Origin of the sequence: Corynebacterium pilosum DSM 20521 = CIP 103422 (assembly GCF_000373805.1) — a bacterium.
Lineage (GTDB): Bacteria > Actinomycetota > Actinomycetes > Mycobacteriales > Mycobacteriaceae > Corynebacterium > Corynebacterium pilosum.
The window spans coordinates 21,733-45,742 of the sequence record NZ_KB892470.1 but is presented as its reverse complement, the minus strand read 5'-3'; the positions used below and the strand labels follow the sequence as shown (position 1 = coordinate 45,742).

Below are 24,010 nucleotides of genomic sequence, written 5' to 3'. Positions count from 1 at the left end.
CTCGCTCATCGGCGGACCCGGATCGCGCCCAGGGAGGCTTCGGCCAGGGTGACCTCGTCCCCGGCCTCGGTGCTCACGGTGAGTAGGCCCACGCTTGCAGGTTGCTTAACGACGATCACCTCTCCCGGGATCAGGCCATGAGAATCAAGGTAACGAAGCAATTCGGGGTCTGAGTCGTTGACCTGGGCCAACTGGTAGGTGCCGGGCTCTACGGCTGCAAGCGAGGCGGTGTCATCGTCGACAAGCGAACCGTCGGCGCGCGGGATGGGGTCGCCGTGCGGATCGACGGTGGGGTGGCCCAGGTGGGTGTCGATGCGCTCGAGCAGCTTGTCGGAGATGGAGTGCTCGAGCAGGTCAGCATCGTCATGCACCTCGTCCCAGCTGTAGCCGAGCACGGTGACCAGGAAGGTTTCGACGAGGCGGTGGCGGCGCACCATCTGGATGGCCAGTTGGGTGCCCTTGTCGGTGAGCCGGATGCCGGAATAGGGCTCGTGGTGAACAATGCCTTGGTTGCCGAGGCGTTTGATGGCTTCGGAGGCGGTCGGTGTTTTCTGTTCGAGGCGGGTAGCGATCTCCCCGAGGGCGGCGGGTTCGCCGGAGTACTCAGTGATATCCCAAATGGTTTTGATGTAGTCCTGGCTGCGTTCGGGGAGATCGCGAATATGCATGGCCCACATCCTACTGGACAACCCCCGTGTTCGTAGATTAGGTTTAAACTTGTTCAATGGGTTGAACAATTGAAAACGAAATGACAAAGAAATAGGTACGACAATGCGAATTCTTGCAGCGGCCTTGGCCGTAGCGCTCGGAACCGGGCTCGCCTCCTGCTCCGTCTCTGACTCCGAGCAGGCTTCCGACGACACCCTCGACATCTTCGCCACCACCGGCTACATCGCCGACGCGGCAGCCAACATCGCCCCCGACGCCAACGTGGTCACCCTCGTCGGCCCCGGCGGCGACCCACACACCTACCAGCCCTCCACCAAGGACATCGAAACCATGTCCCAATCGGATGTGGTCTTATGGAACGGCCTCTACCTGGAAGCGCAGATGATCGACCAGCTCGAATCCTTCGGCGACAAGCAAATAGCCGTCGCGGAAGCCGTGGACGAAGACATGCTCCTGGGCTGGGATGACACCGACGACGAAGGCAACGCGCTGCATGACCCCCACGTGTGGAATAGCCCGCTGGCGTGGCAACAGGTAGTGGACGCCATCGCCACCAAGCTCGGAGAGATCGACCCTGAGCGTGCCGACGAGTACGCCGCCAACGCCGAGAAGTACAACCAGGAGATCAGCGCCAAGCACGAAGAAGTAGCGGCCATGATGAAGGACGTCCCCGAGCCCCGCATCCTGGTGACCGGCCACGACGCCTTCGCCTATTTCGGCGACACCTATGACCTAGAGGTGCGCGCCACCGACTTCATCTCCACCGAAGCGGCACTATCCGCCACCGAGCTGTCGGAGCTGGCCGACTACATCGCCGACAACAAGGTCCCCGTGATCTTCCAGGACAACCAGGCGAACCCGCAGGCCATCACCTCCCTGAAGGAGGCTGTGGAATCCCGCGGCTGGAGCGTCACCGTCTCCACCGAGGAACTCTTCGCGGACTCGCTTGGCCCCACCGCCCCCACCGACACTTACCTCGGCGTGCTTGAGCACAACGCCACCACGGTCTCTGAGGGACTCAAATGAGTTCCCCTGCTCTCCAAGCACACGATATTTCTGTCAGCTATAACAACGTCCAAGCACTCACAGGTGCCGATCTCCTCGTCCCCGAAGGCATCGTGATGGGGATCGCGGGGCCCAATGGGTCCGGCAAGTCCACCCTGATGAAGGCCGCCCTGGGGCTGATTGAGCGCCAGCGCGGAACCGTCGAGTTTTTCGGCCAACCTTTAGGCCGCGTCCGTAACCGCATCGGGTACATGCCGCAGCACACCTCGGTGGACTGGGACTTCCCCATCACCGTGGAACAGGTGGTCCTGATGGGCACCTACGGTCAGCTCGGCTGGTTCCGCCGGCCTGGCGCGAAGGAACGTGAACGCGCCGAACAGGCAATGGTCGATGTCAACATCACCGACCTGCGCACGCGCCAGATCGGCGAACTTTCCGGTGGCCAACGCCAGCGCGTCTTCTTGGCGCGCACCCTCGCGGGCCAACCAGACCTGCTGTTCATGGACGAACCCTTCCAGGGCATCGACCACATTTCCCAGCAGGCGATCGTCGACGTGTTCCACTCGCTGCGCCTACAGGGCAAAACGATCGTCGTTGTGCACCATGATCTGAACACCGTGCCCGATCTCTGCGACCACGTCACCTTGTTGTCCGGCGGTTCCGTCGTGGCCGCTGGGCCAGTCAGCGAGGCCTTCAACCGCGACACCATCCAGGCCGCGTACGGACAAGCGCCAGTAAAACTATGAGTGTTACCGAATTCTTCACCAACTACACCTACGTCACAGTCCTGATCGGCACGACTGCCATCGGCCTTGTCGCCGGCGCCCTAGGCGTCTTCGCCTACCTGCGGAAACAGTCGCTGATCTCCGACGTGATCTCACACTCAGCGCTGCCAGGAACGCTACTTGCCTTCCTCTTCCTGTCCGCCATCGGACTGCAAGGGCGTTCTATGTTCGGCCTGATCGTGGGCGCGGTGATCGTCGGCGTGGCCGCTACCTGGCTGGTCAACTGGATTAAGCACAACTCCACCGTGGCCTTGGATACCGCCATGGCTGTCGTGCTCACCGGGTTTTTCGGCGCCGGCATGCTGATCATGCAGTACATCGACCGCCGCCCCATCCCCGGCAAAGGTGGCGTCAAAGACTACCTCTTCGGCAACGCCTCAACACTCACGCGTGAAGACATCGTGGTCAGCCTCATCGTCGGCGGGCTTGCACTGCTCATCATGGTCGCTGCGTGGAAAGAACTCTGTGTGTCCAGCTTCGACCAAGAACACGCACAGATGATGGGCTTTCAACGCCACGCCACCGACGCGGTCATGTTCACCACCCTGGTCATCGCGACCGTCATCGGCCTTAAGGCAGTGGGGCTGGTGCTCATGGTCGCATTCGTGATCACCCCTGCGGCCGCGGCCCGCCAGTTCTCGCGCTCCGTGTCCACCATGGTGCTGCTCGCCGCCCTGATCGGCGCGGGCGCCAGCGCACTAGGCGCATATATCTCGATTGCATGGGGGCCGCTACCCACGGGACCAGTTATCGTCGTCACGCTCGCGGCGATCCTGATCCTGTCCCTTATCTTCTCCCCACGAAAGGCACGGGCATGAGTATCTTCATGGCAGGTTTCCTGCTCACCATCGTCACCGCCGTCACCTGCGCGGTGCCCGGAGTGTTCGTCGTGCTGCGCCGCAACTCCATGCTTGTCGACGCCATCGGGCACGCCGCCTTCCCCGGCATTGTCGTGGGGTTTGCCATCACGAATAACCTCGACTCCCCGTGGCTCATTGTCGGCGCCGCAGTCGCTGGGCTGGTGGTGGTGTGGGGTGCCGAATGGCTGTACAACACCGGCCTGATCACCCGCGATGCGTCCCAGGGCCTCCTCTTCCCCGCCCTGTTCGCGGTGGGCGTGATCATGGTGTCTGCACACTTTTCCAATATCCACTTGGACACCCACCTCGTCCTCGTGGGCGATCTCAACCTGGCGGCTTTCGACCGCATCATCATCGGCGGCTATGACCTCGGCCCAAGCTACATGTACGTGATGCTCGCCGTTTTAGCCCTCAACGTGGTGTTCCTGCTGCTGTGCCACCGGCAGATGGTGGCAAGTACCTTCGACCCGGACTTCTCCACGGTCACGGGAATCCCTACCCGCGTACTGGCGAGCACGTTCATGTTTCTGGTGGCGGTCACCGTGACCGCAGCGTTCAACGCGGCCGGTGCCCTGCTGGTACTTGCGCTCATCGTCGCACCCGCGGCAAGTGCCAGCCAGATGGTCAACAAGATTTCGCACATGTTCGTCGTGACGGTGGCGATCGCTGTGGTCGGCGCGATCGTCGGCTTCGGTGCCGCGTACGTGCTTGACCTGGCCACTTCAGCCACGCTGGCGGTGTTCTACGCGCTGATTTTCCTGGCGGTGGTCATCGGAAATCGCGTGATCCGCGCGAAAGCACCTCGCTCAACTCAAGCGGCTCCAACTTATCAGCCACAACCGTCACTGCCCCAGTAGCGTTCTGCACAATACCTCGCACCACCAGGGCTTTCGCGGTACGCGCCAGCACGCGATGGCGTTTCCACAAACCGGGTGTGATCATCACATTGATCAGCCCGGTTTCGTCTTCCATCCCCAAGAACGTCACGCCGCTGGCGGTATTGGGGCGCTGCCGGTGCGTCACGATCCCGCCGACGCGAATGCGCGCCCCATCCTCCGCTTCACGCAGCTGAGTCGCACTCAACGCCCCTCGCTGAGTCAACAGATCGCGCACGAAAGCCACCGGCTGCGTATCGGGCGTCACCCCCGTCTGCGCCACATCCGCCGCCAACAACTCCAGCGCCGTCATGCCCGGCAAAGCTGGCGCCTCGATGGCCGAGGTATTCGGCAACATCCCCTCCTTTTCGGCCACGCCCGCTTGCCACAGTGCTTGACGACGATCCACCCCGAAACAATCCAACGCCCCCGCCTTAGCAAGAGCCTCCACCTGGGCCACCGACAAACCGGCCCGGCGCGACAGGTCCGGGATCCCCGTATAAGGCTGGTGCTGTTCCACCCGCGCGGCACCGTTACCCAAACCATTAATCAGGTTCAGGCCCACCCGAATGGTCCGCGGGTCCAGCACCTTGGCCTCTTCCCCACTGTCATTCACGCTGACGGGCAGCACGCGCACACCGTGGCGGCGCGCGTCCTGGATCAATGACTGCGGCGAATAAAAGCCCATCGGCTGGGCACGCAACAAACCCACGCAAAATTCCGCCGGGTGATAGTGCTTAAACCACGCAGAAAAATACACCAAGGAAGCAAAAGACTGCGAGTGGGACTCCGGGAAGCCGTAGGCAGCAAACGCCACGATCTTATTCCACAGTTTCGTCGCCGTGTCCTCATCGATCCGGTGGGTCTCCCAGCAGCCCTCGAAGAAGCGGGAACGCAACGCCTCCATCTTCGCCGGGGAGCGCTTCGACCCCATCGCCCGCCTTAAGGAGTCCGCCTCCCCGCCGGAAAAGCCAGCAGCATCCACCGCCACCTGCATCAGCTGCTCCTGGAACAGGGGCACGCCCAGCGTCTTGCCCAAAGATTTTTCCAACACCGGGTGGTCATAGGTGACTTCCTCCTTGCCATCGCGGCGGCGCAAATACGGGTGCACGGATCCGCCCTGGATCGGGCCCGGGCGGATCAACGCCACTTCGACGACAAGATCAAAAAACTTTCGCGGCTTCAACCGGGGCAAGGTGGATAGCTGGGCGCGCGACTCCACCTGGAAAACGCCCACGGCATCGGCGCGGCACAGCATGTCATAAACAGCAGGATCAGCAAGATCGAGATCCCACAGCTGCACCTTGTCGCCCGTGGTCTGCTCCACCAGATCGATCATGTGGTGCAAAGCCTCCAACATGCCCAGGCCCAGCAGATCAAACTTCACCAGGCCGGCCGAAGCAGCGTCATCTTTATCCCACTGGATCACAGAACGATTCTCCATGCGGGCCCACTCCGTCGGCACCACGTCGGCGATGGGGCGGTCACAGATCACCATGCCACCGGAGTGGATGCCCAGGTGGCGCGGTTGGCCAGAGAACTCGTCGGCAAGCGCGGTGACGTCCTCCGGCGGGTCGCTCAAGCCCTTTGCCCAGCCGTCGATCGTGCCCTGCGGGTACCCCAAAGCGCGGGCGGCATCGCGCATCGCGCCTTTACGACGATAGGTGATCACGTTCGCCACCTGTGCTGCATTATCGCGGCCATATTTGTCATAGACGTACTGGATCACCTCCTCGCGCCGGCCGGACTCAATATCAATATCAATATCGGGGGGTCCATCACGATCCGGCGACAAAAACCGCTCGAACAGCAGGCCCGCGCTAATCGGCTCCGCGTTCGTGATCCCCAGCGCGAAACACACCGCCGAGTTCGCCGCGGAGCCACGCCCCTGGCACAAAATATTGGACTCACGGCAAAAATCCACCAAGTCATTCACGATCAGGAAGTAACCCGGAAACCCCAGGCGTTCGATCACGTCGAGCTCATAGCGGATCTGCTCCCAAGCGCGCCACTTCACATCCGCAGGGCGCGAGGCATAACGCACCTCCGCCCGCTGCCACGTCAACCGGGCGAGATCATCGAGCGTACCCGCATCCGGCAGGTTCGGCGCCACAAGGTTGAGCGTAAAGGCACACTCGCGCGCGATATCGACCGTGGCGGCGATCTCCTCTGCGCGCTCCGGTGCCAGCCGCAGCATCTGCTCCCCGGAGCGCATCCAGCCTGCGCCCATCGGGTGGATGAACCCTTGGGCCTGTTCCAGTGCTTCACGACGAGCCAATGCGCGCTTCGCCGCCGCCAGCCGTGCCCGGTCCCGCGTGGCGGCCCCCGGCACCGCTGTCACTATTCCTCTGAGCTGCGGAAACTTATCCAACTGGGCGTGGTGATCAGCATCTTCCGGGGTCATGGTGAATTGGTATTCCAAAACCACTCGGTCTATACCAAAAACTTCGACCAGATGATCGATCTTCCCCGCCCATTCATGGTCCGCCAGCACATAGCACTCGCCACCAAGCTGGTCCGCGATCATCTCCAGCGGCGGGTAGGCCACCCGATCCTTGTCGCGGGTGACCATGTGCGCCTGCGCCATCAAATGCGACAGCCTCTTATAGCCTTCGGGGCCGCGCGCCAGCACCGCTAGCACACGGTCATCCAACGTCAGCTCCGCACCGAACACGGTGGGAAGGCCCCGTTTGGCGGCGGCCTCGGCGGTTTTGACGGCGCCATAAAAACCGTCCCTGTCCAGCAGCGCGAGGCCCTGAAGGCCAAGCTCTACCGCACGGTCCACACACTCCTCCGGCTCGCTGGCCCCGCTCAAGAAATTAAAGCTGGAGTGCCCGTGCAGCTCGGCGAAAGGGACAGCGGAATGTCCGGCAGGGGCCTCGTCGTCACGCGAAAGATGCTCGACGGACACAGGCGTGGGCCCGGGGCGGCCCGACAAAATACGCTCAAGCCGCGACCACGATAAGGGTGCCCCGCCATTAAATCTCACGGGACCCAAACTAACACCATTCGAACATTTGTGCCAGGCGTGAGCGCAACCAATTGCGTGGGCCAACTAGACTAAGCGGTTCATTAGGTGCTAGGTTATCCTGCAACAGTTTTCTACAACTACAAGCAAGGGAGATCCCCTCATGCGTTTGAACCGCGTTCTCGCAGCAGCAACGGCACTCGCAATCTCGGCAACCGGCCTAGTCGCGTGTGGCAACGAATCCTCAGACACCAACGCAGACGGCACGACCGTCATCAGCATCGGCACCACCGACTCGGACCAGAAGGCATGGTCGGTCTTCGCTGACCTCGCCGCGGAAGAGGGCATCGAGCTGGAAATCGAGCAGTTCTCTGACTACTCGCCCGTCAACGAAGCCCTCGCCCAAGGCGTCATTGATGTGAACAAGTTCCAGCACATCAAGTACCTCGCCGAATACAACGTGGGCGCAGGCCAGGACCTCAAGGTCGTCGGCTCCACCGAAATCTACCCGCTGGCACTGTTCTGGAAGGACCACGACTCCATCGACGGCATCGAGGGTGAAGAGGTGGCTATCCCGAACGACCCATCCAACCAGGGCCGCGCCATCAACGTGCTGGTCCAGGCCGGCCTGGTCACCCTGAAGGAAGAGGGCCTCCTCGACCCAACCCCGGCCGACATCGACACCGCCGCCTCCAAGGTCAGCGTCACCCCGATCGACGCCGCACAGACCCCAACCGTCTACGGCGAGGGCAAGCCAGCCATCATCAACAACTCCTGGCTGGGGCGCGCAGGCATCTCCCCCGAAGAGGCCGTCTTCGAAGATGACCCGAACTCCACCGAGGCAGAGCCCTACATCAACGTCTTCGCCGCGCGCGCAGAAGACATTGACGACGAAGTCCTGAACAAGCTTGTCGAACTGTGGCACTCCCCCGAGGTCATGGAGGCAGTCGCCGAGGACTCCGAAGGCACCGCAGTAGAGGTCTCCCGCGACAAGGGCGAGCTGAACGACGTGCTGGCTCGCCTGGAGGAGGACTACAAGTAGTGGCTTCTACCGGCACACGGATCGAATTCCGTGACATCACCAAAGTCTTCGACGGAGGGGTACGAGCTCTCGACGGTGTCACACTGACCGTTGAGCCCGGCGAAATCTTGGGCGTGATCGGCTACTCCGGTGCCGGTAAATCCACCCTGGTCCGCATGATCAACGGGCTGGACACCCCCACCTCCGGACAGCTCCTGCTCGACGGGGTGGACGTAGTCCCCATGCCCGAACGCGAACTGCGCACTCTGCGCCGCAACATCGGCATGATCTTCCAGCAGTTCAACCTGTTCAACTCCCGCACAGCCGCCGGCAACATCGAATACCCCCTGAAACTGGCGGGCATGGACAAGGCCACGCGTAAACAACGCGTCGCCGAACTCCTCGACTTCGTCGGCCTCGGCGACCGTGGCAAGAACTACCCGGAGCAGCTCTCCGGCGGCCAGAAGCAGCGCGTCGGCATCGCCCGTGCGCTAGCCACCAATCCCACCTTGTTGCTTGCCGACGAAGCCACCTCCGCCTTGGACCCTGAAACCACGCAGGAAGTCCTGGCACTCTTGCGCAAGGTCAACGAAGAATTCGGCATCACCATCGTCGTGATCACTCACGAAATGGACGTGATCCGCTCCATCGCCGACAAGGTCGCGGTCATGGAAAATGGTCGCGTGGTCGAATACGGCAGCGTGTATGAGGTCTTCTCGAACCCACAAACCCACGTGGCGCAGCGGTTCGTGTCCTCGTCGTTACGCAACACACCCGACCAGGTGGAAACCGAAAGCCTAAAGGCTGAAGGTGGGCGTCTGTTCACCATCGACCTGACGGAGGAGTCCGGATTCTTCGAGGCGGCCTCCGCGCTGAAGGCTGGGGGCGGATCGATTTCGATCGTGCACGGCGGCGTGACCACCCTGCAGCAGCACTCCTTCGGCAAGATGACGGTGCGTGTGGGCGGGCCGGACGCCGTCGTCGAAAAGTTCTATTCCACCTTGCAAAACACCACCGATATCCAGGAGATTGTGCGATGAACAAGATGATCCTTGCCCAAGCCGACTGGGACCGGTTAGGCCCCACCTTCATCGACGCCATCGGCGAAACGCTGTACATGGTGGTGATCACCATGATCGTCGGCGGCTTCTTCGGCCTGATCCTGGGCCTGCTGTTGTACACCACCCGCCCGTCCGGCATCCTGCGCAACAAGGTGATCTACTGGACCATCAACGTGCTGGTGAACTTCTTCCGGCCGATCCCGTTCATCATCATGATCGCCATGCTCTACCCCGTCACGGTGGCCGTGGTGAACACCTCCATCGGCACCGATGCCGCCACCTTCGTCATGTGTTTCGCCGCCACCTTCACCGTGGCGCGCATCGTGGAACAAAACCTGGTGGCCATCGACCCCGGCGTGATCGAGGCGGCACGCTCCATGGGGGCCGGGCCCTGGAAGATCATCACCTCGGTGATCCTGCGCGAAGCCCTCGGCCCGCTGATCTTGGGCTACACCTTCATCTTCATCGCCGTGATCGACATGTCCGCGATGGCTGGCTATATCGGCGGCGGCGGTATCGGTGACTTCGCAATCGTCTATGGCTACCGTTCCTTCGAGCCACAGGTCACCTTTGCGGCGGTCATCGTCATCGTCGTGATCGTGCAGCTGGCCCAGTTCCTGGGCAACTGGCTCTCCAAGAAAGCAATGCGCCGCTAAACTGGCCCGCATGAAGGTTGCCGCATTCGATTTCGATGGAACACTCCACCGCAATGGTGAGGTCAGCCCCGCAGACACAGCAGCAATAGATGCCTGGCGTGAAGCCGGGCATCTTGCCATTTCTGCCACCGGGCGCTCCCGCTCCTCCCTCGCCTACGGGCTCAGCGGCACAGACCGCAGCTTCGACTACAACGTGCTGTCCAACGGGTGCGCCGGCACCGACAACGCAGGTAACCTCCTCTTCGGCCACTTCCTCAACCCCAGCCTTGCCGAAGAGGTCGTGCGCCACTTCCTGAGCCACGAGGGCGTGGCCGTCTACGGCACCACAGCCGGCGAGCACGACCTCACCTTCGCCAACAACACCGGCACCACCACCGAACTGACCCGCGGCTTCCTCCCCGCGCCCGTCAGCGAAGTACGCACCACCGACATCGCGGTAGTCGCCCTCTGGGTGCCCGAGAACCCGCAGCTGCACCAGCGAGTCGTCGATACGCTCACCACGCACTTTCCCCAGGCGCACTTTACGACGAACCACGAATTCGTCGATGTCATCGCCACCGGGCGCGACAAAGGCACCGGTATCACCGATGTCCTTGCGCACGCGGGTGTTAGCGACTATGAGCTCTACACCTTCGGCGATTCCTGGAACGACCTGCCCATGCATGCCATCGCCGACCACTCCTTCAGCTTCCCTTACTCCCCCACGGACGTGAAAGAGGCGACGGATCAGGTCATTGATCACGTCGCCCCTGTGCTGCTCAGCGCGCTTTAGCCGTCCAAACGCCCCGACAGGTTATTGACCCACTTCGCGGTCTTTCCCTTCAGCCCCACGAACTCGACCGTGGCGCCGCGTTCCGCATACTTCTCGGTCACGGCATCTAGGGCAGCGATGGTGGAGGCGTCCCATACGTCCGCGTCGTGCATATCGACGACCACATGATCCGCCTCATCGGTGTAATCGAACTGGTACACCAGATCATTCGAGGAGGCGAAGAAGAGCTGGCCGTGTACCTTGTAGCGGCCGGCATCAACCTTCTCGATCCGCACCAGGTGCGCCACGCGCGTCGCAAAGGCAATCATCGCCGCGATCACGCCGGCACCCACGCCGATGGCCAGGTTACTGGTGAGCAGGGTGCCGACGACGGTGGTGAGCATGACAATGTTCTCTTCCTTCGGCATCATCTTCAGCGTGGAAGGCTTTACCGAATGCCAATCGATCGTGCCGACGGACACCATCACCATGATGGCCACCAAAGCACCCATCGGGATCAGGCCAACAATATCGCCCAAGCCCACGATCAGCACGAGGAGAAAGACACCGGCCGCCAACGTGGACAGGCGGGTGCGCGCGTGCGATTCCTTCACGTTAATCATGGTCTGGCCGATCATCGCGCAACCACCCATGCCGCCAAAGAAACCGGCAATGATATTGGCAATGCCCTGGCCACGCGCCTCGGTGGTCTTGTTGGAATGTGTGTCGGTGATATCGTCGACAAGCTTCGCCGTCATCAGCGACTCCATCAGGCCCACCACGGCCATGGAAAACGCATAAGGGAAAATGATCTGCAGCGTCTCCCACGTGTACGGCACATCCGGGATGATCCACCCCGGCAGCGAGTTTGGCAGCTCGCCCTGGTCCGCCACGTTGGGCACGTCACTGCCGAATGCCCATACGGCCAGCGTGAGGACCACCACGGTGGCCAGTGGTGCGGGAATCGCGCTGGTCAGCTTCGGCAGGAAGATCATGATCACAAGGCCGACCGCGAAGATCAAGTAGACCAGCCATGGCACATCGATCAGGTGCGGAACCTGGGCCATAAAGATCGTGATACCCAGCGCGTTCACGAAGCCCGTCATCACGCTGCGCGGGATAAAGCGCATCAGCTTCGCCACGCCCAACAGGGACAGGACGATCTGGATGGCACCGCCCACAATCACCGTGGCCAGGAGATACTCCAAGCCGTACTCGCGAGAGACCGGCCCAATCACCAGCGCGACGGCACCCGTCGCAGCCGTAATCATGGCGGGGCGGCCACCCGTAAAAGCAATCACGATGGCCATGACCGCGGAGGAATACAGCCCCACCGCCGGGGCAACGCCTGCCAGGACCGAGAAGCTAATCGCCTCTGGAATCAACGCCAACGCAACGGTGAGACCAGCAATGATCTCACGCGTTGCGCGCGGAGCAGAAGAAAAAGCGTACTTGAATGACGCCCACACGCCCACCGGCGCAAGTTCTTGTTTCATGTGGACTAACCTAACCCTTATGTGTGGTAGCCACAATTTATTGCGTCACTCTAACGCAGTAATGGACGCAACATCCCAGACTGGTCCGCTCTCCGGCTCCTTACCGCACGAAGGGATAATGCCGGCGACGGTTCGAACACTCAGCATCACCTGGTAGCGCTGCTGCCCCGCGCCTTCAGCAGTATCCTCTACGGTCACCGTCGCCACGCCCGCATCTTCGACGACATCCTCGTCCACAATGCGCAACTGGCCATATTTCACGCTTGCCCCAGACTGAGTCAGTTGACGCGCCACCGCGACCTCCGCCACCTGCGAATAAGGCGCCAGGGTGCCGCGCCCCCGGTTGCCCGGAACGAAAAATTCACCTTGATGGGCGGCCTCCACCATCGAAATCATGGCCTCCAAGTTCATCCGCCCGAAGCTATAGCCCCACGGCATCAGCAACGTCGATGGCGCGAACCGGTGCCCCTTGGTATGCGATGTCTCCCAGACCACATCACCACGCTCAGAAAACGGGTAGCGCTTCTCCAACTCCGTGACAATCGGGCGGCCCTTGATGGCGCAGCACGCGTCACGCTTGGCATGCGTGCACACAAGCGCCAGCGGGCGGGTCCGCTGCACCCCGCCGCAACGCAGCGGCGCGCTTAAGTCCAAATCCAGAATTGCCTCGGGCCCGTCAACGTGCAGCACCTCAATCGTCGCCTGCTCAGCAAACACAACATAGAGGTGGTGGTCCTCGATGTTGCGGCCCTCGCGCGTCGGGTGGCGAATCAGCTGCAAGGTGGCGCCCGCGTCGTCGAGATGCGCCTTCAACTGGGCGGTCAATTCTGGGCCGAACGTGCCCCCGTCGAGCACGTCCTTACTCCAGGCATGGGGCCACTCGAAGATGACGTAGATGGAGGCCTGCTTCGCAGAGCCCGGCAGAGGCTCAGGAGCAATGTCTGAACAGCGAATTGTTGGAGCCTGGGTCATAGCTCCACCCTACAAGAAGTACTAAGGCCATATCGGCCCGATGCTTTACAACAATTTGGTTACCTTTTCCATTTTGGCCGAATTTATTTCACATCTTTTCCCACGAGTTATACGGTATGGAATCGATGCGTATCCGACCCCTTCTTTCCCTCTGCGGTGCCGCCCTAACCGCAGCTATGCTGACCTCGTGTGCAGGTGACCCAAACTCCACGTTAAGGCCAGCCGATGCCACTGCACCACTCGGCGGTGTGTCACCCTTGGGCACTGCCGACAGTGGCCCGAAAACGCAACGCCCCGAAGCGCCCGGCCAGCTCACAGTCAGCGATATTCGCGTGGGCCACCACGAGGGTTTCGAACGCGTCGTCTTCGACTTTGAAGGCGAAGGCGAGCCCGGCTGGTTTATCGATTACGTCAGCCACGCCGCCCACCCTGTCAGCGGCGAAGGCCTCAACGTCAAAGGCCAAGCATTCCTCTTAGTCAATATTGACGGGGTGGAGGAAGGCAAGAACACCCCGAACCTGAGCATGTCCGACGAGAGCGCCAACATCCCCGAGATTCTCGACGCCGGCATCACAGGCAGCCGCCATCATTTCGTCATCGGCCTGCACAAAGAAGCCCCCTACTCGGTGGAAGTGCTGGAAGATCCGCTGCGCCTGGTCATTGATATCCGCGCCTAAACTTTTAGCTATACAGCGCTTCGATACGCCATTGCTGCTTGTTCCACTGTAGTAACCATCCGTATTGCTTCTCGTCGTCACCTGCGCGCGTGCCGACGACCTGCAGACGCGCCACCCGCTGCGGGTCCGGCCCCCACCAGCCACTATCCACAGGCCACGGCCCCGCCCAACCAGTGACCGCATAATAGGAGTCACCCCATTTCAAGGCGGCAGGCTGCCCGCTGAGCAACGCCTCTGCGGTGACCTGAATCAGCGTGCCTGCACCATCCACCATGACGATGCGCGACGCCGGGTGCGCCACACCACCACCCAGCCGGGCCGGCAGCGGCGCGGGAATCGCCCCAGGCCACGGCGCATCGCGCACCTCAGGGGCCTGGTCGCCGAAGGGGACCAGTGCCACCCGCTCCCCCACGCCCCGGCCGCCCACCAGGGCAGGCTGAACCACGGCATCAGTGCCCAGCGTGGACTGCACCCGCTCCACCACACGCCGCGCCCCATCCGAAGAGCTTCCCTCATTCCACAGTTGCTCCACCGCGTCCGGGGGCGCTAGCTCCAGCGGTTCCAGCACCAGCGACACGATCGCACCCGCGCCCCCACCGGTCAGCCAGCCATCAAGCTGCCACCGCACCCGATCGGCCGTGGCGGTCTCCGTCAGCGCCTCCCTGGTGCGCCAGACACGTTCGAGCCGGGTCTCGTTTTCAAGCTCCGCGATGACCTTGAGGCGCACGCACGTCTGCCCCAGATTTTTCAGTTTCTCGTGCAGGGCTGCGGCAAGGTGGCGGGCGGCGAAGGCTGCGGCGTCGACACGCTCAATCGGCTCCTCGGGCGTAATGCCCACAGCCCACTCAGTGGTAGGCAGTTCGGGGGCGACCCGACGATCAGGCGCACCCCGCGCGATGCGGTGACACGCGATCCCGGCCTGGCCAAAACGCGTGCTCACCGCCGTCGACGGCAGCGCCGCCACATCCCCCAGCGTGTGCACGCCCAGCTGCGATAAGGAACGCACCACCTCAGGATCAATCCCGAAACTGACTTCCGCCACCAGCACGCCAATGGGCTGGGTGGCCAAAAAGTCCGCAGACTTATCGACGATCACCCCACGGCGCGCCGCAAGCACCGCCGTAGCGATCTCATCAGCCGCACCCGCCTGGGCATCGATTCCTTTGCGCGCCGCGGTATCGATGAGCATTTCCAGCACCGTGTCCTCGCTGCCATGAAACTTGGCGGCGGCCGCAAGATCAACAATGACAAGACCGGGGCGCAACACCTCCACGGAGGAAGCCACATCATCGAAACCTGCGGCCAAAGAGGCGAAGATGCGCCCATCCCGGTCCGGGTCCGCTTCGCACACCGTCAGCTGCGGGCACACCGCCTGGGCCGCGCGCACCTTCATCCCGCGCCGCACCCCCGCACGCCTGGCCTGCGCGGAGCACACCACCACGCGGTGGCGAGCGGCGATCGCGATGGGTTCAACAAGTTCGCTGTCTCCGGCAAGGCGTGCGGCGTGCACCGGCCAGTCAGGAAACCAGAGCGCTGCCACCCGCATCTATTTCACCACCCGCAGGCCCGGCTTCTGTTCGGCCTCGCCCACTGTGACCACCCCGGAGGCCGGCCGGTACCCCTTTGCCTCGGTGCGCACCTGCATATCCCAGCCGGTGATCCGGCCGCTGCCTTGGCCAATCCCGCGAAACTGCGTCACCTCCGCGGCAATACTCAGCGCAGGCGACGGCACTTTCGTCCCCACCATCACCAGGGCTGCCTTCCCTTGCCGCAGCCGCGCCAACAAGGGTCGGGCACGCACTGGGGAAAGGTTCAACTCCACGCCCGTGCGGTACACCACAAGGTCCAGGCCCTCCACCAGCACCGAGGCCACCTGCAGCGGATCCGTCCCCGGGTCCGGCACCGCAATCACGCGATCCACACGCGACAGCCCCGCATAGGATAAGTCCGGCCACCCCACCACTCCCGCGTGCTGGCCCGTGCTGGTCACCTGCTCCAGCAGCTCCACGATCAGGGAGGCCGTGTCACTGCAGTGCGTCACCGCCCGGCGCGGCACGCCCCCGTGTGGCAGCAGCGCCTGCAGATTTTCCCCGACAGGCACTACGTCAGTATCATCGACAACGCGTTCGGGAGCCTCGCCGCCGATTTCGGCCATGCGTGAGCGCAGGGCGGCGATCGTTTCATGGCGATCCAGCCCCTCCAGCTTCCGAACACTTGTTCCCGTCACGGCTACCAGTATGCTCCCCGGGGCCGACACGCGCAAATAGTTTTTCGAACGTGTATTCTAAATCTTTATGAGCTTTCGAACCTGCTGGTAGCGTAGACACCCATGACGGCCTACGGCGATATGCGTGCACACCAGACACCCATTCCCACCCCTTTCCTGGTCCGGGCGGTGGCTTCCCTGCTGACAGGCGCGTCGGTCGCGCTCATGCTCAGCGGGCTGGGTCTGGGCGCCAAGGTGTTGTTGGCGCTGGCCTGCGTCGCAGGTGCCGTAGTGCTTGTGTTTGCGCACCCTTATCGACGAGAAATGCGCGCCTATGCCCGAGCCAAACAGGTGGACACTTTCCCCACCCTCGGCCAGATCGTGCCGCTGATGCTGTGGTGGCTTGCACTCATGCTGGCGCCCTTGGCCGCCCCGTGGCCGGCATTTGGCGTGGTGGCCACGGGAATCGTGGTGGCAGGACTTGCGTGGCTAGTATTTCCCCACGTGGATGGCACCCGCAAGCTCGCGTTCGCCTAAAAGCGCTAGTCCAGATCCCGGTCGGCCGCCCAGCGCGTGAGCTGGTGGCGGTTAGACATTTGCGTCTTGCGCAAGATATTAGAGGCGTGCGTCTCCACCGTCTTGATGGAGATGAACAATTCCTCCCCGATCTCCCTGTACGTATAACCACGCGCAAGCAGGCGCAAGACCTCCAGCTCGCGGCGCGTCAGCGCATCCACCACCGGGTCCTCGATTTTCTCCGGCTCCCCCTCCGGGTCCTCCACCGTGCCCGCCGACGCGAAGGCATCCAGCACAAAGCCTGCCAACCGCGGCGAAAAGTACGCGTCCCCGCCGTGCACACGTCCCACCGCTTCGGCCAGCTCCGCACCGTCAATATTTTTGGTCACATACCCGCGCGCGCCAGCTCGAATCAACGCGATCACATCCTCCGCAGCATCAGAGACTGACAGCGCCAGAAACTTCGCGTCCGTCTGCGCGTTCTTGATCACGGCGCGACCCCCACCGTCGGGCATGTGCACGTCGAGAAGCACCACGTCAGGCGAGGATTCCTCAATGCCGTGTACGGCCTCCGCCACGGTGCCCGCATCGCCGACGATCTCCACCTTGCCCGTCAGCTCTGCGCGCACGCCCGCGCGAAACACCGAGTGGTCATCCACCAAAATACCTTCACCATAGTCATGACAGTACCGGCAAACTCACCATAATTTCGGTTCCGTTGTCGCTTGTGCGTATCGACGACGAACCCCCTGCACGCTCCATCCTGCCGACGATGGAATCACGCACCCCATGGCGGTCCTCCGGGATCTCATCCAGATCAAAACCGGGCCCGCGATCACGCACAAACACACTCACCTCACCTGCCAGATTCTCCGCATACACGTCCAGCTGATCCACACCCGCATGCTTGCCCGCATTCACCATGGCCTCCCGCGCGGCCAACACCAACGGCTCGGTCCTAGTGGAAAAAGCCACATCCTCCCCAACAGTGACCACGCTGATGCGCATGCCGACGAGGTCCTCCACCTCACCAGCAGCCTTATTCAACGCGGCGAATACCGTCGTGGACTGCTTCTCCTCCGCATCAAAGAGCCAGGCCCGCAGCTCCCGCTCCTGGCCACGCGCCAAGCGCGCCACTTCTTCGGGGCTGTCTGCCCGCTTCTGGATCAGCGCTAAGGTCTGCAACACCGAGTCATGCAAACGCGAGGCGATCTCCGTGCGCTGGGTAGCCACCGCTTCCTGTTCCCTGGCCTGCACCAGCGAATTCGTCAAGCGCATCACCAGCGGCACGATCAACACCCCCACCCCAAGCAGCGTGATCGACACCGAGGCCACCGCGCCACCAAAACCGCCGTCTTCCCACAACGCCACCATGGCCAGCACACCAATGAACACCAGCGCCACGCCCGCGATCAGGGCGATCCGGTTGCCAACCGACCAGTGCCCACTATCAAAGGACTGCCACGCCAGCACCGCACCCACAGCAACAATCCCAAGCGCCACCAGCACCACGGCACTGACACCAGAAAAAGTGCCAGGGAGCATGAAGGCGCCGATCACACCCACCCCGACCAGCAACCAGTTCGTCGTCCCAGTCCAGCGCCCAGCACCGGGGACCTCGTCGTCACGCGCGCTCTGCTGCGAGAACATCCACGCAAGCGCGTACGTCCACGCGCCGATCCCCGACACAAAAGCCGCCGCGGTAAACCCCACGCGCACCCACGTCACGTCCACACCCAGATGCTGGGCAAGGCCCGCGCACACACCGGCCAGCACGCGCCCATTCTTGGCGCGCGTATAACGTGGGTACACCATAATGGGTTCCACCGTGGCATAGGGACGACGATCACTCATAGACCCGATTCTTCCATGACACCCCCAAGAAAGGATCGGGGGAAACCCTGAAATCAAAGTTCAGGGCAGATCCCGATTCAAAAAAGCACCACCAGCAACCACACTTAAAGTATGAGCACCTTCAACGACACCCTCACCGACATCTGGGCCACACGCGCCCCACGCATCCCCAAATCCCAAGGCGGCAACGCCTACTTCGCCGGCGTCTGCGAAGGCTTGGGCGCCCGCTACCGCATCGACCCCACCCTGCTGCGCATCGTCTTCGTCGTTTTATTCTTCGCCTGGGGCGGCTCGCTCGTCGCCTACCTCATCCTCATGCTGCTCATGCCACGCTTCGGAATGAACAAATCTCCCTGGGACTGCATCAACGCCGACAAAGCCACCTTGAGCAACCCAGAAAAGAATGATCGCGATACCGGCTATATCCTGCTTGTCGTCAGCATTATCCTCGGCCTCGGCTTGGTCGGCGGCGTAGGAATCGATCTCAGCTCCGCCTCCGGCCTGCTGACCTTAGCGGCCATCAGCGCCCTCATTTACTTCCTGCACCTGCGCACCCCCACCCCACCCGAAGGACTGCTTGCAGAACCGGAGCAGGAAACACCGACAGAACCCGCCGATGCTCCCGCCCAGCCCGACTTCTCGTCGTTAAGCCCCGTCGAAGGCTACCCCCACCCCAGCGTCGGCCGCACCACCCCACCCGAATGGGACCCCCTGGGCACCAGCCCGCAGCTCTGGGACATACCTGACTACCGCCAGCCTGATCCGGAGCCCGAACCCACCAAAAAGCGCAAGGGGACGGCATGGACGGTGGGGCTACTCGCGGTCGCTGCCGTCGTCTTCAGTGTGGCCACGATGGCTCTTGCCAACAACGAAGTAAATGTCGGCGACACGAACGTGACCGTCACCGAGGAGGCTCAGCTCGACACACTCGGCATGAAAAACATGGTCGGCGAAGTCACCCTCGACCTCTCCCAGATGCCGGTACTTAACGACGACCACCAGGTCCTGATCGAACGCGGCATAGGGACAGTCAACATCATCCCGCCTGCAGAAACGCACACCGAGATCACCTGCTACGCACGCATGGGCGACACCCACTGCGGCGACGCCCCGATCGATGGCGATGCAAGCGCCTCGAAGGGCATCTACAACCCCGAGGCCACCGGCGGGAAGCTCACCGTTGAAGTGCGCCACGGCGCCGGCGAGGTCTGGGTACGCTAGGCACCCGCGCCGGGGACTACTCCCACTCGATGGTTCCCGGCGGCTTGGACGTGATGTCCAGCACCACTCGGTTCACATCATCCACCTCATTGGTGATCCGGGTGGAAATCAGCTCCAGGGTCTCATAAGGGACGCGGACCCAGTCGGCGGTCATGGCGTCCTCGGAGGTCACCGGGCGCAAGACAATGGGGTGACCGTAGGTGCGGCCGTCGCCCTGGACGCCCACCGAACGGACATCGGCAAGCAGCACCACTGGGCACTGCCAGATCGTGTCGTCAAGACCTGCGCGGGTCAGCTCCTCGCGCGCGATCGCGTCGGCCTTGCGCAGAATCTCAAGACGATCCTCCGTGACCTCACCGATAATGCGGATCCCCAAGCCCGGGCCGGGGAACGGCTGACGGTTCACGATCACCTCAGGCAGGCCAAGCTCGCGGCCCACCGCGCGGACCTCATCCTTAAACAGCAAGCGCAGAGGCTCGACCAGCTCAAACTCCACGTCGTCGGGCAGGCCGCCCACGTTGTGGTGGCTCTTAATATTCGCGGNACCGGATCCCCCACCGGACTCCACAACATCCGGGTACAGGGTGCCCTGCACCAGGTAATCCACCTGCTCGCCTTCCAGCACACCGGCGACGGCACGCTCGAAAGCTCGGATGAACTCTGCGCCAATCGCCTTGCGCTTCGCTTCCGGCTCTGTCACTCCGGCCAGCTTGTCCAAGAAAGCCTGACGCTCATCCATGGTGACTAGGCGCACGTCGGTCGCCTTCACATAGTCGTTTTCCACCTGCTCACGCTCACCCTGGCGCAGCAGGCCATGATCAACGAAGACACAGGTCAAACGATCGCCGATCGCACGCTGCACAATTGCCGCGGCGACAGCGGAATCAACACCACCGGACAGGCCGCAAATCGCCTTGCCCTCCGGTCCGATCTGCTCACGCACCTGAGCAACCAACTGCTCCGCGATATTGGCCGCGGTCCACTCCTGGCTCAGACCAGCGATCTCAGTCAGGAAACGGGTGAGCACCTCCTGGCCATGCGGCGAATGCATCACCTCAGGGTGGTACTGCACACCCGCCATCTTCCGCTCCACGTTTTCAAAAGCGGCCACGGGAGCGCCCGGGGTCGAAGCGGTGACCTCGAAGCCCTCTGGTGCCTCAGTCACAGAATCGCCATGGCTCATCCACACGGGATGCTCTTGCAGCAACCCATCGTGAAGCACGCCGCCCTTCGTCGTTAAGCTTGTGCGACCATATTCACGCTGGCCGGTCTTCGCCACCGTGCCCCCGAGCGCGCGAGTCATCGCCTGGAAGCCATAGCAAATGCCGAATACCGGCAGGCCAAGCTCCAAAAGCTCTGGGTCAAGCTGCGGGGCGCCTTCCTCATGCACGGAGGCAGGGCCCCCAGAAAGCACAAGCGCGACAGGGTTCTTTTCCTTCACCTCTGCCGCGGTGGCGGTATGCGGAATAACTTCGGAGTACACCCGAGCCTCACGCACGCGGCGTGCAATCAGCTGAGCGTACTGAGCGCCGAAGTCAACGACGAGTACTGGGCGTGGATTTGCTGTATTCACGCCCCAAAGCTTAGTGCACGCACCGAACCGCCGTGAAATAACCAGCGCGCACTTAGCGCAGCGCCAGTTCCACCTTCTGGAAACTCTTCACATCGGTGTACCCGCACTTCGCCATGGAACGCTTCAAGCCACCAATCAGATTCTTGGTGCCAAACGCATCCGCGGAAGGGCCGTGCAGCACAACCTCGAGGGATTCGCGGTCGGCCTCGTCGGCTTCGCGCATGATCAGGCCGCGCGGGAAACGCGGGTGGCCTGCCGACGACTGCCAGAACACGCCCTGGCCCGCGGCCTCAGACGCATGCGCCAGAGGTGCACCCAACATCACAGCGTCCGCGCCACAAGCGATGGCGCGCGCGATATCGCCGGACTGCTCAATCTCACCGTCGGCGATGATGTGCACGTAGCGCCCACCGGTCTCGTCGAGGTACTCACGACGAGCGGCCGCTGCATCCGCGATCGCTGTGCCCATCGGCACGGAAATGCCCAGCGCGGCATCGGAGGTGGTCTCACCAGAACCGACGATCACGCCGGCAGCACCAGAGCGCATCAGGTGCAGTGCGGTGGTGTAATTGGTCACGCCACCAGCGACGATGGGCACCTCGAGGGATCCGATGAACTCCTTCAAGTTCAGTGGCTCGCCACCCTGGCTGACGTGCTCTGCAGAAATGAGGGTGCCTTGGATGAAGATGATCTCTGCCCCAGCTTTAGCCACCACGGGCGCTAGTTCACGGGCATTCTGGGGGCTGACGCGCACGGCGACGGTGGCTCCGGAATCACGGATCTGGGTGATCCGCTCTGCCAACAGCTCATGGTCCACAGGTGCTGAGTGCAACTCCTGCAGCACACGCGTTGCCGCCTGGTAGGAACCGCCTTCCGGCAGGAAGATGTCGTCCACGCCGCCGGCAGCGCCGATGACGCGGGCCAGCGCCGCATCCACATCAGCGTGGCGGCCGTAGAGGCCCTCCGCGTTGAGCACCGCGAGGCCACCCTGCTTGTCCATTTCAATCGCGAACTCAGGGCTGACCACCGCGTCGGTGGGGTGAGCCACGATGGGCAGGCCGAAGGAATAGGCATCAATATTCCACGTGGTGTCGACGTCTTTCGACGAACGCGTCCGCCGCGACGGGACGAGGGCGACCTGACCCAGGTGGTAGGTTTTGCGGGCTTCGCGCCCGATTCCGATTTCTACGTACTCACGCATGGTGCTTATTCTACGGTGCGCTCACCCGCACCGTGGAATAAGGCACATGTCACACTTTTAGCCGCGGTAGTTCGGGGCCTCTACGGTCTGCTGAATGTCGTGCGGGTGGGACTCACGCAGGCCGGCCGCGGTGATCTGCACGAACTTCTTCGTCTGTAGCTCCTCGATGGAGGCAGAACCGGTGTAGCCCATCGCAGCGCGCAAACCACCGATGATCTGGTGGGTGATCGTGTCCAGCTCACCACGGTAAGGAACGCGGCCCTCAATGCCTTCCGGAACCAGCTTGTCCTCGCTGGTCACGTCGGCCTGGAAGTAGCGATCCTTGGAGTAAGAACGCTTCTCGCCCGACAGGCCACGTCCCTGCATCGCGCCCATCGAGCCCATGCCGCGGTAGCGCTTGTACTGCTTGCCGCCGACGACGACGATATCGCCCGGTGCCTCAGCGGTGCCGGCCAGCATGGAGCCCAGCATCACGGTAGATGCGCCGGCCGCAATGGCCTTCGCCACGTCGCCGGAGTGCTGCATGCCACCATCGGCGATGATCGGCACACCAGCCTTGCGTGCTGGAACGGAGGCCTCCAAAATCGAGGTGATCTGTGGTGCACCCACGCCTGCCACAACGCGGGTAGTGCAGATGGAGCCAGGTCCAATACCCACCTTGATGGCATCCGCGCCAGCGTCAACCATGGCCTGGGCCGCTTCGCGCGTAGCCAGGTTGCCGCCAATGATCTGAGCTTGGGCGCCGAAGTCCTTCTTCACTCGCTCCACCATCTCCAGCACGCGGTTGTTGTGTGCGTGGGCGGAGTCGACGACCAACGCATCCACCCCGGCGTCGACAAGCATGCCAGCACGGTTATAGGAATCCTCACCGGTACCAATACCGGCGGCGACCAGCAGGCGGCCACTGTCATCCTTGGAGGCGTTCGGGTACTGCTCCGTCTTCACGAAGTCCTTCACCGTGATCAGGCCGGTCAGCTTGCCCGCATTATCGACGATCGGCAGCTTCTCCACCTTGTTCGCGCTCAGTAGCTCAAGCGCCTCAGCCTTGGACACGCCATCCTTCGCCACCACCAGCGGCATCTTTGTCATGACTTCGGAGACCTTGCGGTCAAAGTCACGCTCGAAACGCATATCGCGGTTGGTGATGATGCCGACCAGCTCACCATCGCCCTCAATCACAGGCAGGCCGGAGATACGAAAACGCGCGCACAGTTCATCAACCTCGTTCAAGGTCATGTCTGGGCGCGCGGTTACTGGATCGGTCACCATGCCGGACTCGGAACGCTTCACGATGTCCACCTGCTCAGCCTGCTCCTCCGAGGAGAGGTTGCGGTGCAGCACGCCGATACCACCCTGGCGCGCCATCGCAATGGCCATGCGTGCCTCCGTGACCGTGTCCATCGCAGCCGATGCAATCGGCATCCCTAAGCGCAGTTCGCGGGTGAACTGCGCCGCCGTGTTCACCTCTCCGGGCACGATGTGGGACTCTGCCGGCAGCAGGAGCACATCATCGAAAGTCAGGCCGCGGAGGGCAATCTTGGTGGGATCGTCTCCGCCAGTAAATACATGATCATCGGACATGACGTGTAGAACTCCTTCGCGCACACCTACAATTGAATTTCTACACATCATAGTGCCTTTGC

The 24,010-nt window shown here is 62.5% G+C and carries 22 protein-coding genes; 11 read left to right on the top strand and 11 right to left on the bottom strand.

The window, feature by feature from the left end; genetic code table 11:
- Positions 1-5: 5 nt before the first annotated feature.
- Entirely contained in the window at positions 6-668 is a 663-nt protein-coding gene (locus B097_RS0110920) for a metal-dependent transcriptional regulator (RefSeq protein ID WP_018582565.1), read from the bottom strand.
- Between the two features lie 103 nt (positions 669-771).
- Between B097_RS0110920 and B097_RS0110915 the strand changes: the two genes are divergently transcribed.
- From B097_RS0110915 to B097_RS0110900, 4 genes are read left to right on the top strand one after another with little or no spacing between them, the layout of a single operon-like run.
- Entirely contained in the window at positions 772-1,695 is a 924-nt protein-coding gene (locus B097_RS0110915; RefSeq protein WP_018582564.1) for a metal ABC transporter substrate-binding protein, read from the top strand.
- Positions 1,692-2,420, top strand: coding sequence for a metal ABC transporter ATP-binding protein (locus B097_RS0110910; RefSeq protein ID WP_018582563.1), 729 nt, complete (start codon positions 1,692-1,694; stop codon positions 2,418-2,420). The genes B097_RS0110915 and B097_RS0110910 overlap by 4 nt, the downstream gene beginning before the upstream one ends.
- Positions 2,417-3,277 (top strand): metal ABC transporter permease, encoded by an 861-nt coding sequence (locus B097_RS0110905; protein ID WP_018582562.1) that lies wholly within the window; start codon positions 2,417-2,419, stop codon positions 3,275-3,277. Before B097_RS0110910 ends, B097_RS0110905 begins: the two co-directional genes overlap by 4 nt.
- A complete protein-coding gene (locus tag B097_RS0110900) occupies positions 3,274-4,176 on the top strand; it encodes a metal ABC transporter permease (protein WP_018582561.1) in 903 nt (300 codons plus the stop codon). The genes B097_RS0110905 and B097_RS0110900 overlap by 4 nt, the downstream gene beginning before the upstream one ends.
- On the opposite strand, the gene B097_RS0110895 is transcribed toward B097_RS0110900, so the two are convergent.
- Entirely contained in the window at positions 4,088-7,183 is a 3,096-nt protein-coding gene (locus tag B097_RS0110895; protein WP_026254482.1) for an error-prone DNA polymerase, read from the bottom strand. The genes B097_RS0110900 and B097_RS0110895 overlap by 89 nt on opposite strands.
- Positions 7,184-7,325: 142 nt before the next feature.
- On the opposite strand from B097_RS0110895, the gene B097_RS0110890 reads away from it, so the two are divergent.
- Genes B097_RS0110890 through B097_RS0110875 form a run of 4 tightly spaced genes read left to right on the top strand, consistent with a single transcriptional unit; the run spans position 7,326 to position 10,672 of the window.
- Complete coding sequence (locus B097_RS0110890) at positions 7,326-8,204, top strand: MetQ/NlpA family ABC transporter substrate-binding protein (RefSeq protein ID WP_018582559.1); 879 nt, start codon at positions 7,326-7,328, stop codon at positions 8,202-8,204.
- Positions 8,204-9,223 carry a methionine ABC transporter ATP-binding protein gene (locus B097_RS0110885; protein ID WP_018582558.1) on the top strand — a complete coding sequence of 340 codons (1,020 nt, stop codon included), beginning with the start codon at positions 8,204-8,206 and terminating at the stop codon, positions 9,221-9,223. Before B097_RS0110890 ends, B097_RS0110885 begins: the two co-directional genes overlap by 1 nt.
- Entirely contained in the window at positions 9,220-9,900 is a 681-nt protein-coding gene (locus B097_RS0110880; protein ID WP_018582557.1) for a methionine ABC transporter permease, read from the top strand. The genes B097_RS0110885 and B097_RS0110880 overlap by 4 nt, the downstream gene beginning before the upstream one ends.
- Before the next feature lie 10 nt (positions 9,901-9,910).
- Positions 9,911-10,672, top strand: a complete 762-nt coding sequence (locus B097_RS0110875) for an HAD-IIB family hydrolase (protein WP_018582556.1) — start codon at positions 9,911-9,913, stop codon at positions 10,670-10,672.
- Here B097_RS0110875 and B097_RS0110870 read toward each other — a convergent pair.
- Positions 10,669-12,147: a SulP family inorganic anion transporter gene (locus tag B097_RS0110870; RefSeq protein ID WP_018582555.1), complete on the bottom strand. Its 1,479-nt coding sequence runs from the start codon at positions 12,145-12,147 to the stop codon at positions 10,669-10,671. The genes B097_RS0110875 and B097_RS0110870 overlap by 4 nt on opposite strands.
- Before the next feature lie 45 nt (positions 12,148-12,192).
- The gene (locus tag B097_RS0110865; protein ID WP_018582554.1) at positions 12,193-13,119 is read right to left on the bottom strand and encodes a sucrase ferredoxin; all 927 of its coding nucleotides are present in this window, start codon (positions 13,117-13,119) and stop codon (positions 12,193-12,195) included.
- 125 nt (positions 13,120-13,244) lie between these two features.
- Here B097_RS0110865 and B097_RS0110860 point away from each other — a divergent pair, with 125 nt between their 5' ends.
- Positions 13,245-13,796 carry an AMIN-like domain-containing (lipo)protein gene (locus tag B097_RS0110860; RefSeq protein WP_018582553.1) on the top strand — a complete coding sequence of 184 codons (552 nt, stop codon included), beginning with the start codon at positions 13,245-13,247 and terminating at the stop codon, positions 13,794-13,796.
- Positions 13,797-13,800: 4 nt separating this feature from the next.
- Here the strand turns inward: B097_RS0110860 and B097_RS0110855 are convergent, their stop codons facing one another.
- Positions 13,801-15,342: a DNA polymerase Y family protein gene (locus tag B097_RS0110855; RefSeq protein ID WP_018582552.1), complete on the bottom strand. Its 1,542-nt coding sequence runs from the start codon at positions 15,340-15,342 to the stop codon at positions 13,801-13,803.
- Positions 15,343-16,023 (bottom strand): DnaE2-dependent mutagenesis accessory factor ImuA', encoded by a 681-nt coding sequence (imuA', locus tag B097_RS0110850; protein ID WP_237559345.1) that lies wholly within the window; start codon positions 16,021-16,023, stop codon positions 15,343-15,345. It abuts the gene before it with no gap.
- Between the two features lie 102 nt (positions 16,024-16,125).
- On the opposite strand from imuA', the gene B097_RS0110845 reads away from it, so the two are divergent.
- Positions 16,126-16,539, top strand: coding sequence for a hypothetical protein (locus tag B097_RS0110845; protein ID WP_018582550.1), 414 nt, complete (start codon positions 16,126-16,128; stop codon positions 16,537-16,539).
- Between the two features lie 5 nt (positions 16,540-16,544).
- On the opposite strand, the gene B097_RS0110840 is transcribed toward B097_RS0110845, so the two are convergent.
- Positions 16,545-17,177 (bottom strand): LuxR C-terminal-related transcriptional regulator, encoded by a 633-nt coding sequence (locus tag B097_RS0110840; RefSeq protein ID WP_018582549.1) that lies wholly within the window; start codon positions 17,175-17,177, stop codon positions 16,545-16,547.
- A gap of 19 nt (positions 17,178-17,196) precedes the next feature.
- Positions 17,197-18,372 carry an ATP-binding protein gene (locus tag B097_RS0110835; RefSeq protein WP_026254479.1) on the bottom strand — a complete coding sequence of 392 codons (1,176 nt, stop codon included), beginning with the start codon at positions 18,370-18,372 and terminating at the stop codon, positions 17,197-17,199.
- Between the two features lie 111 nt (positions 18,373-18,483).
- Here B097_RS0110835 and B097_RS0110830 point away from each other — a divergent pair, with 111 nt between their 5' ends.
- Positions 18,484-19,593: a PspC domain-containing protein gene (locus tag B097_RS0110830; protein WP_018582547.1), complete on the top strand. Its 1,110-nt coding sequence runs from the start codon at positions 18,484-18,486 to the stop codon at positions 19,591-19,593.
- Positions 19,594-19,609: 16 nt separating this feature from the next.
- On the opposite strand, the gene guaA is transcribed toward B097_RS0110830, so the two are convergent.
- Genes guaA through guaB form a run of 3 tightly spaced genes read right to left on the bottom strand, consistent with a single transcriptional unit; the run spans position 19,610 to position 23,948 of the window.
- Positions 19,610-21,166, bottom strand: a complete 1,557-nt coding sequence (gene guaA / locus B097_RS0110825) for a glutamine-hydrolyzing GMP synthase (RefSeq protein ID WP_018582546.1) — start codon at positions 21,164-21,166, stop codon at positions 19,610-19,612.
- A 52-nt stretch (positions 21,167-21,218) separates the two neighbouring features.
- Positions 21,219-22,367: a GuaB3 family IMP dehydrogenase-related protein gene (locus tag B097_RS0110820; RefSeq protein ID WP_018582545.1), complete on the bottom strand. Its 1,149-nt coding sequence runs from the start codon at positions 22,365-22,367 to the stop codon at positions 21,219-21,221.
- Positions 22,368-22,424: 57 nt separating this feature from the next.
- The gene (gene guaB, locus B097_RS0110815) at positions 22,425-23,948 is read right to left on the bottom strand and encodes an IMP dehydrogenase (RefSeq protein WP_018582544.1); all 1,524 of its coding nucleotides are present in this window, start codon (positions 23,946-23,948) and stop codon (positions 22,425-22,427) included.
- Positions 23,949-24,010 lie beyond the last annotated feature (62 nt).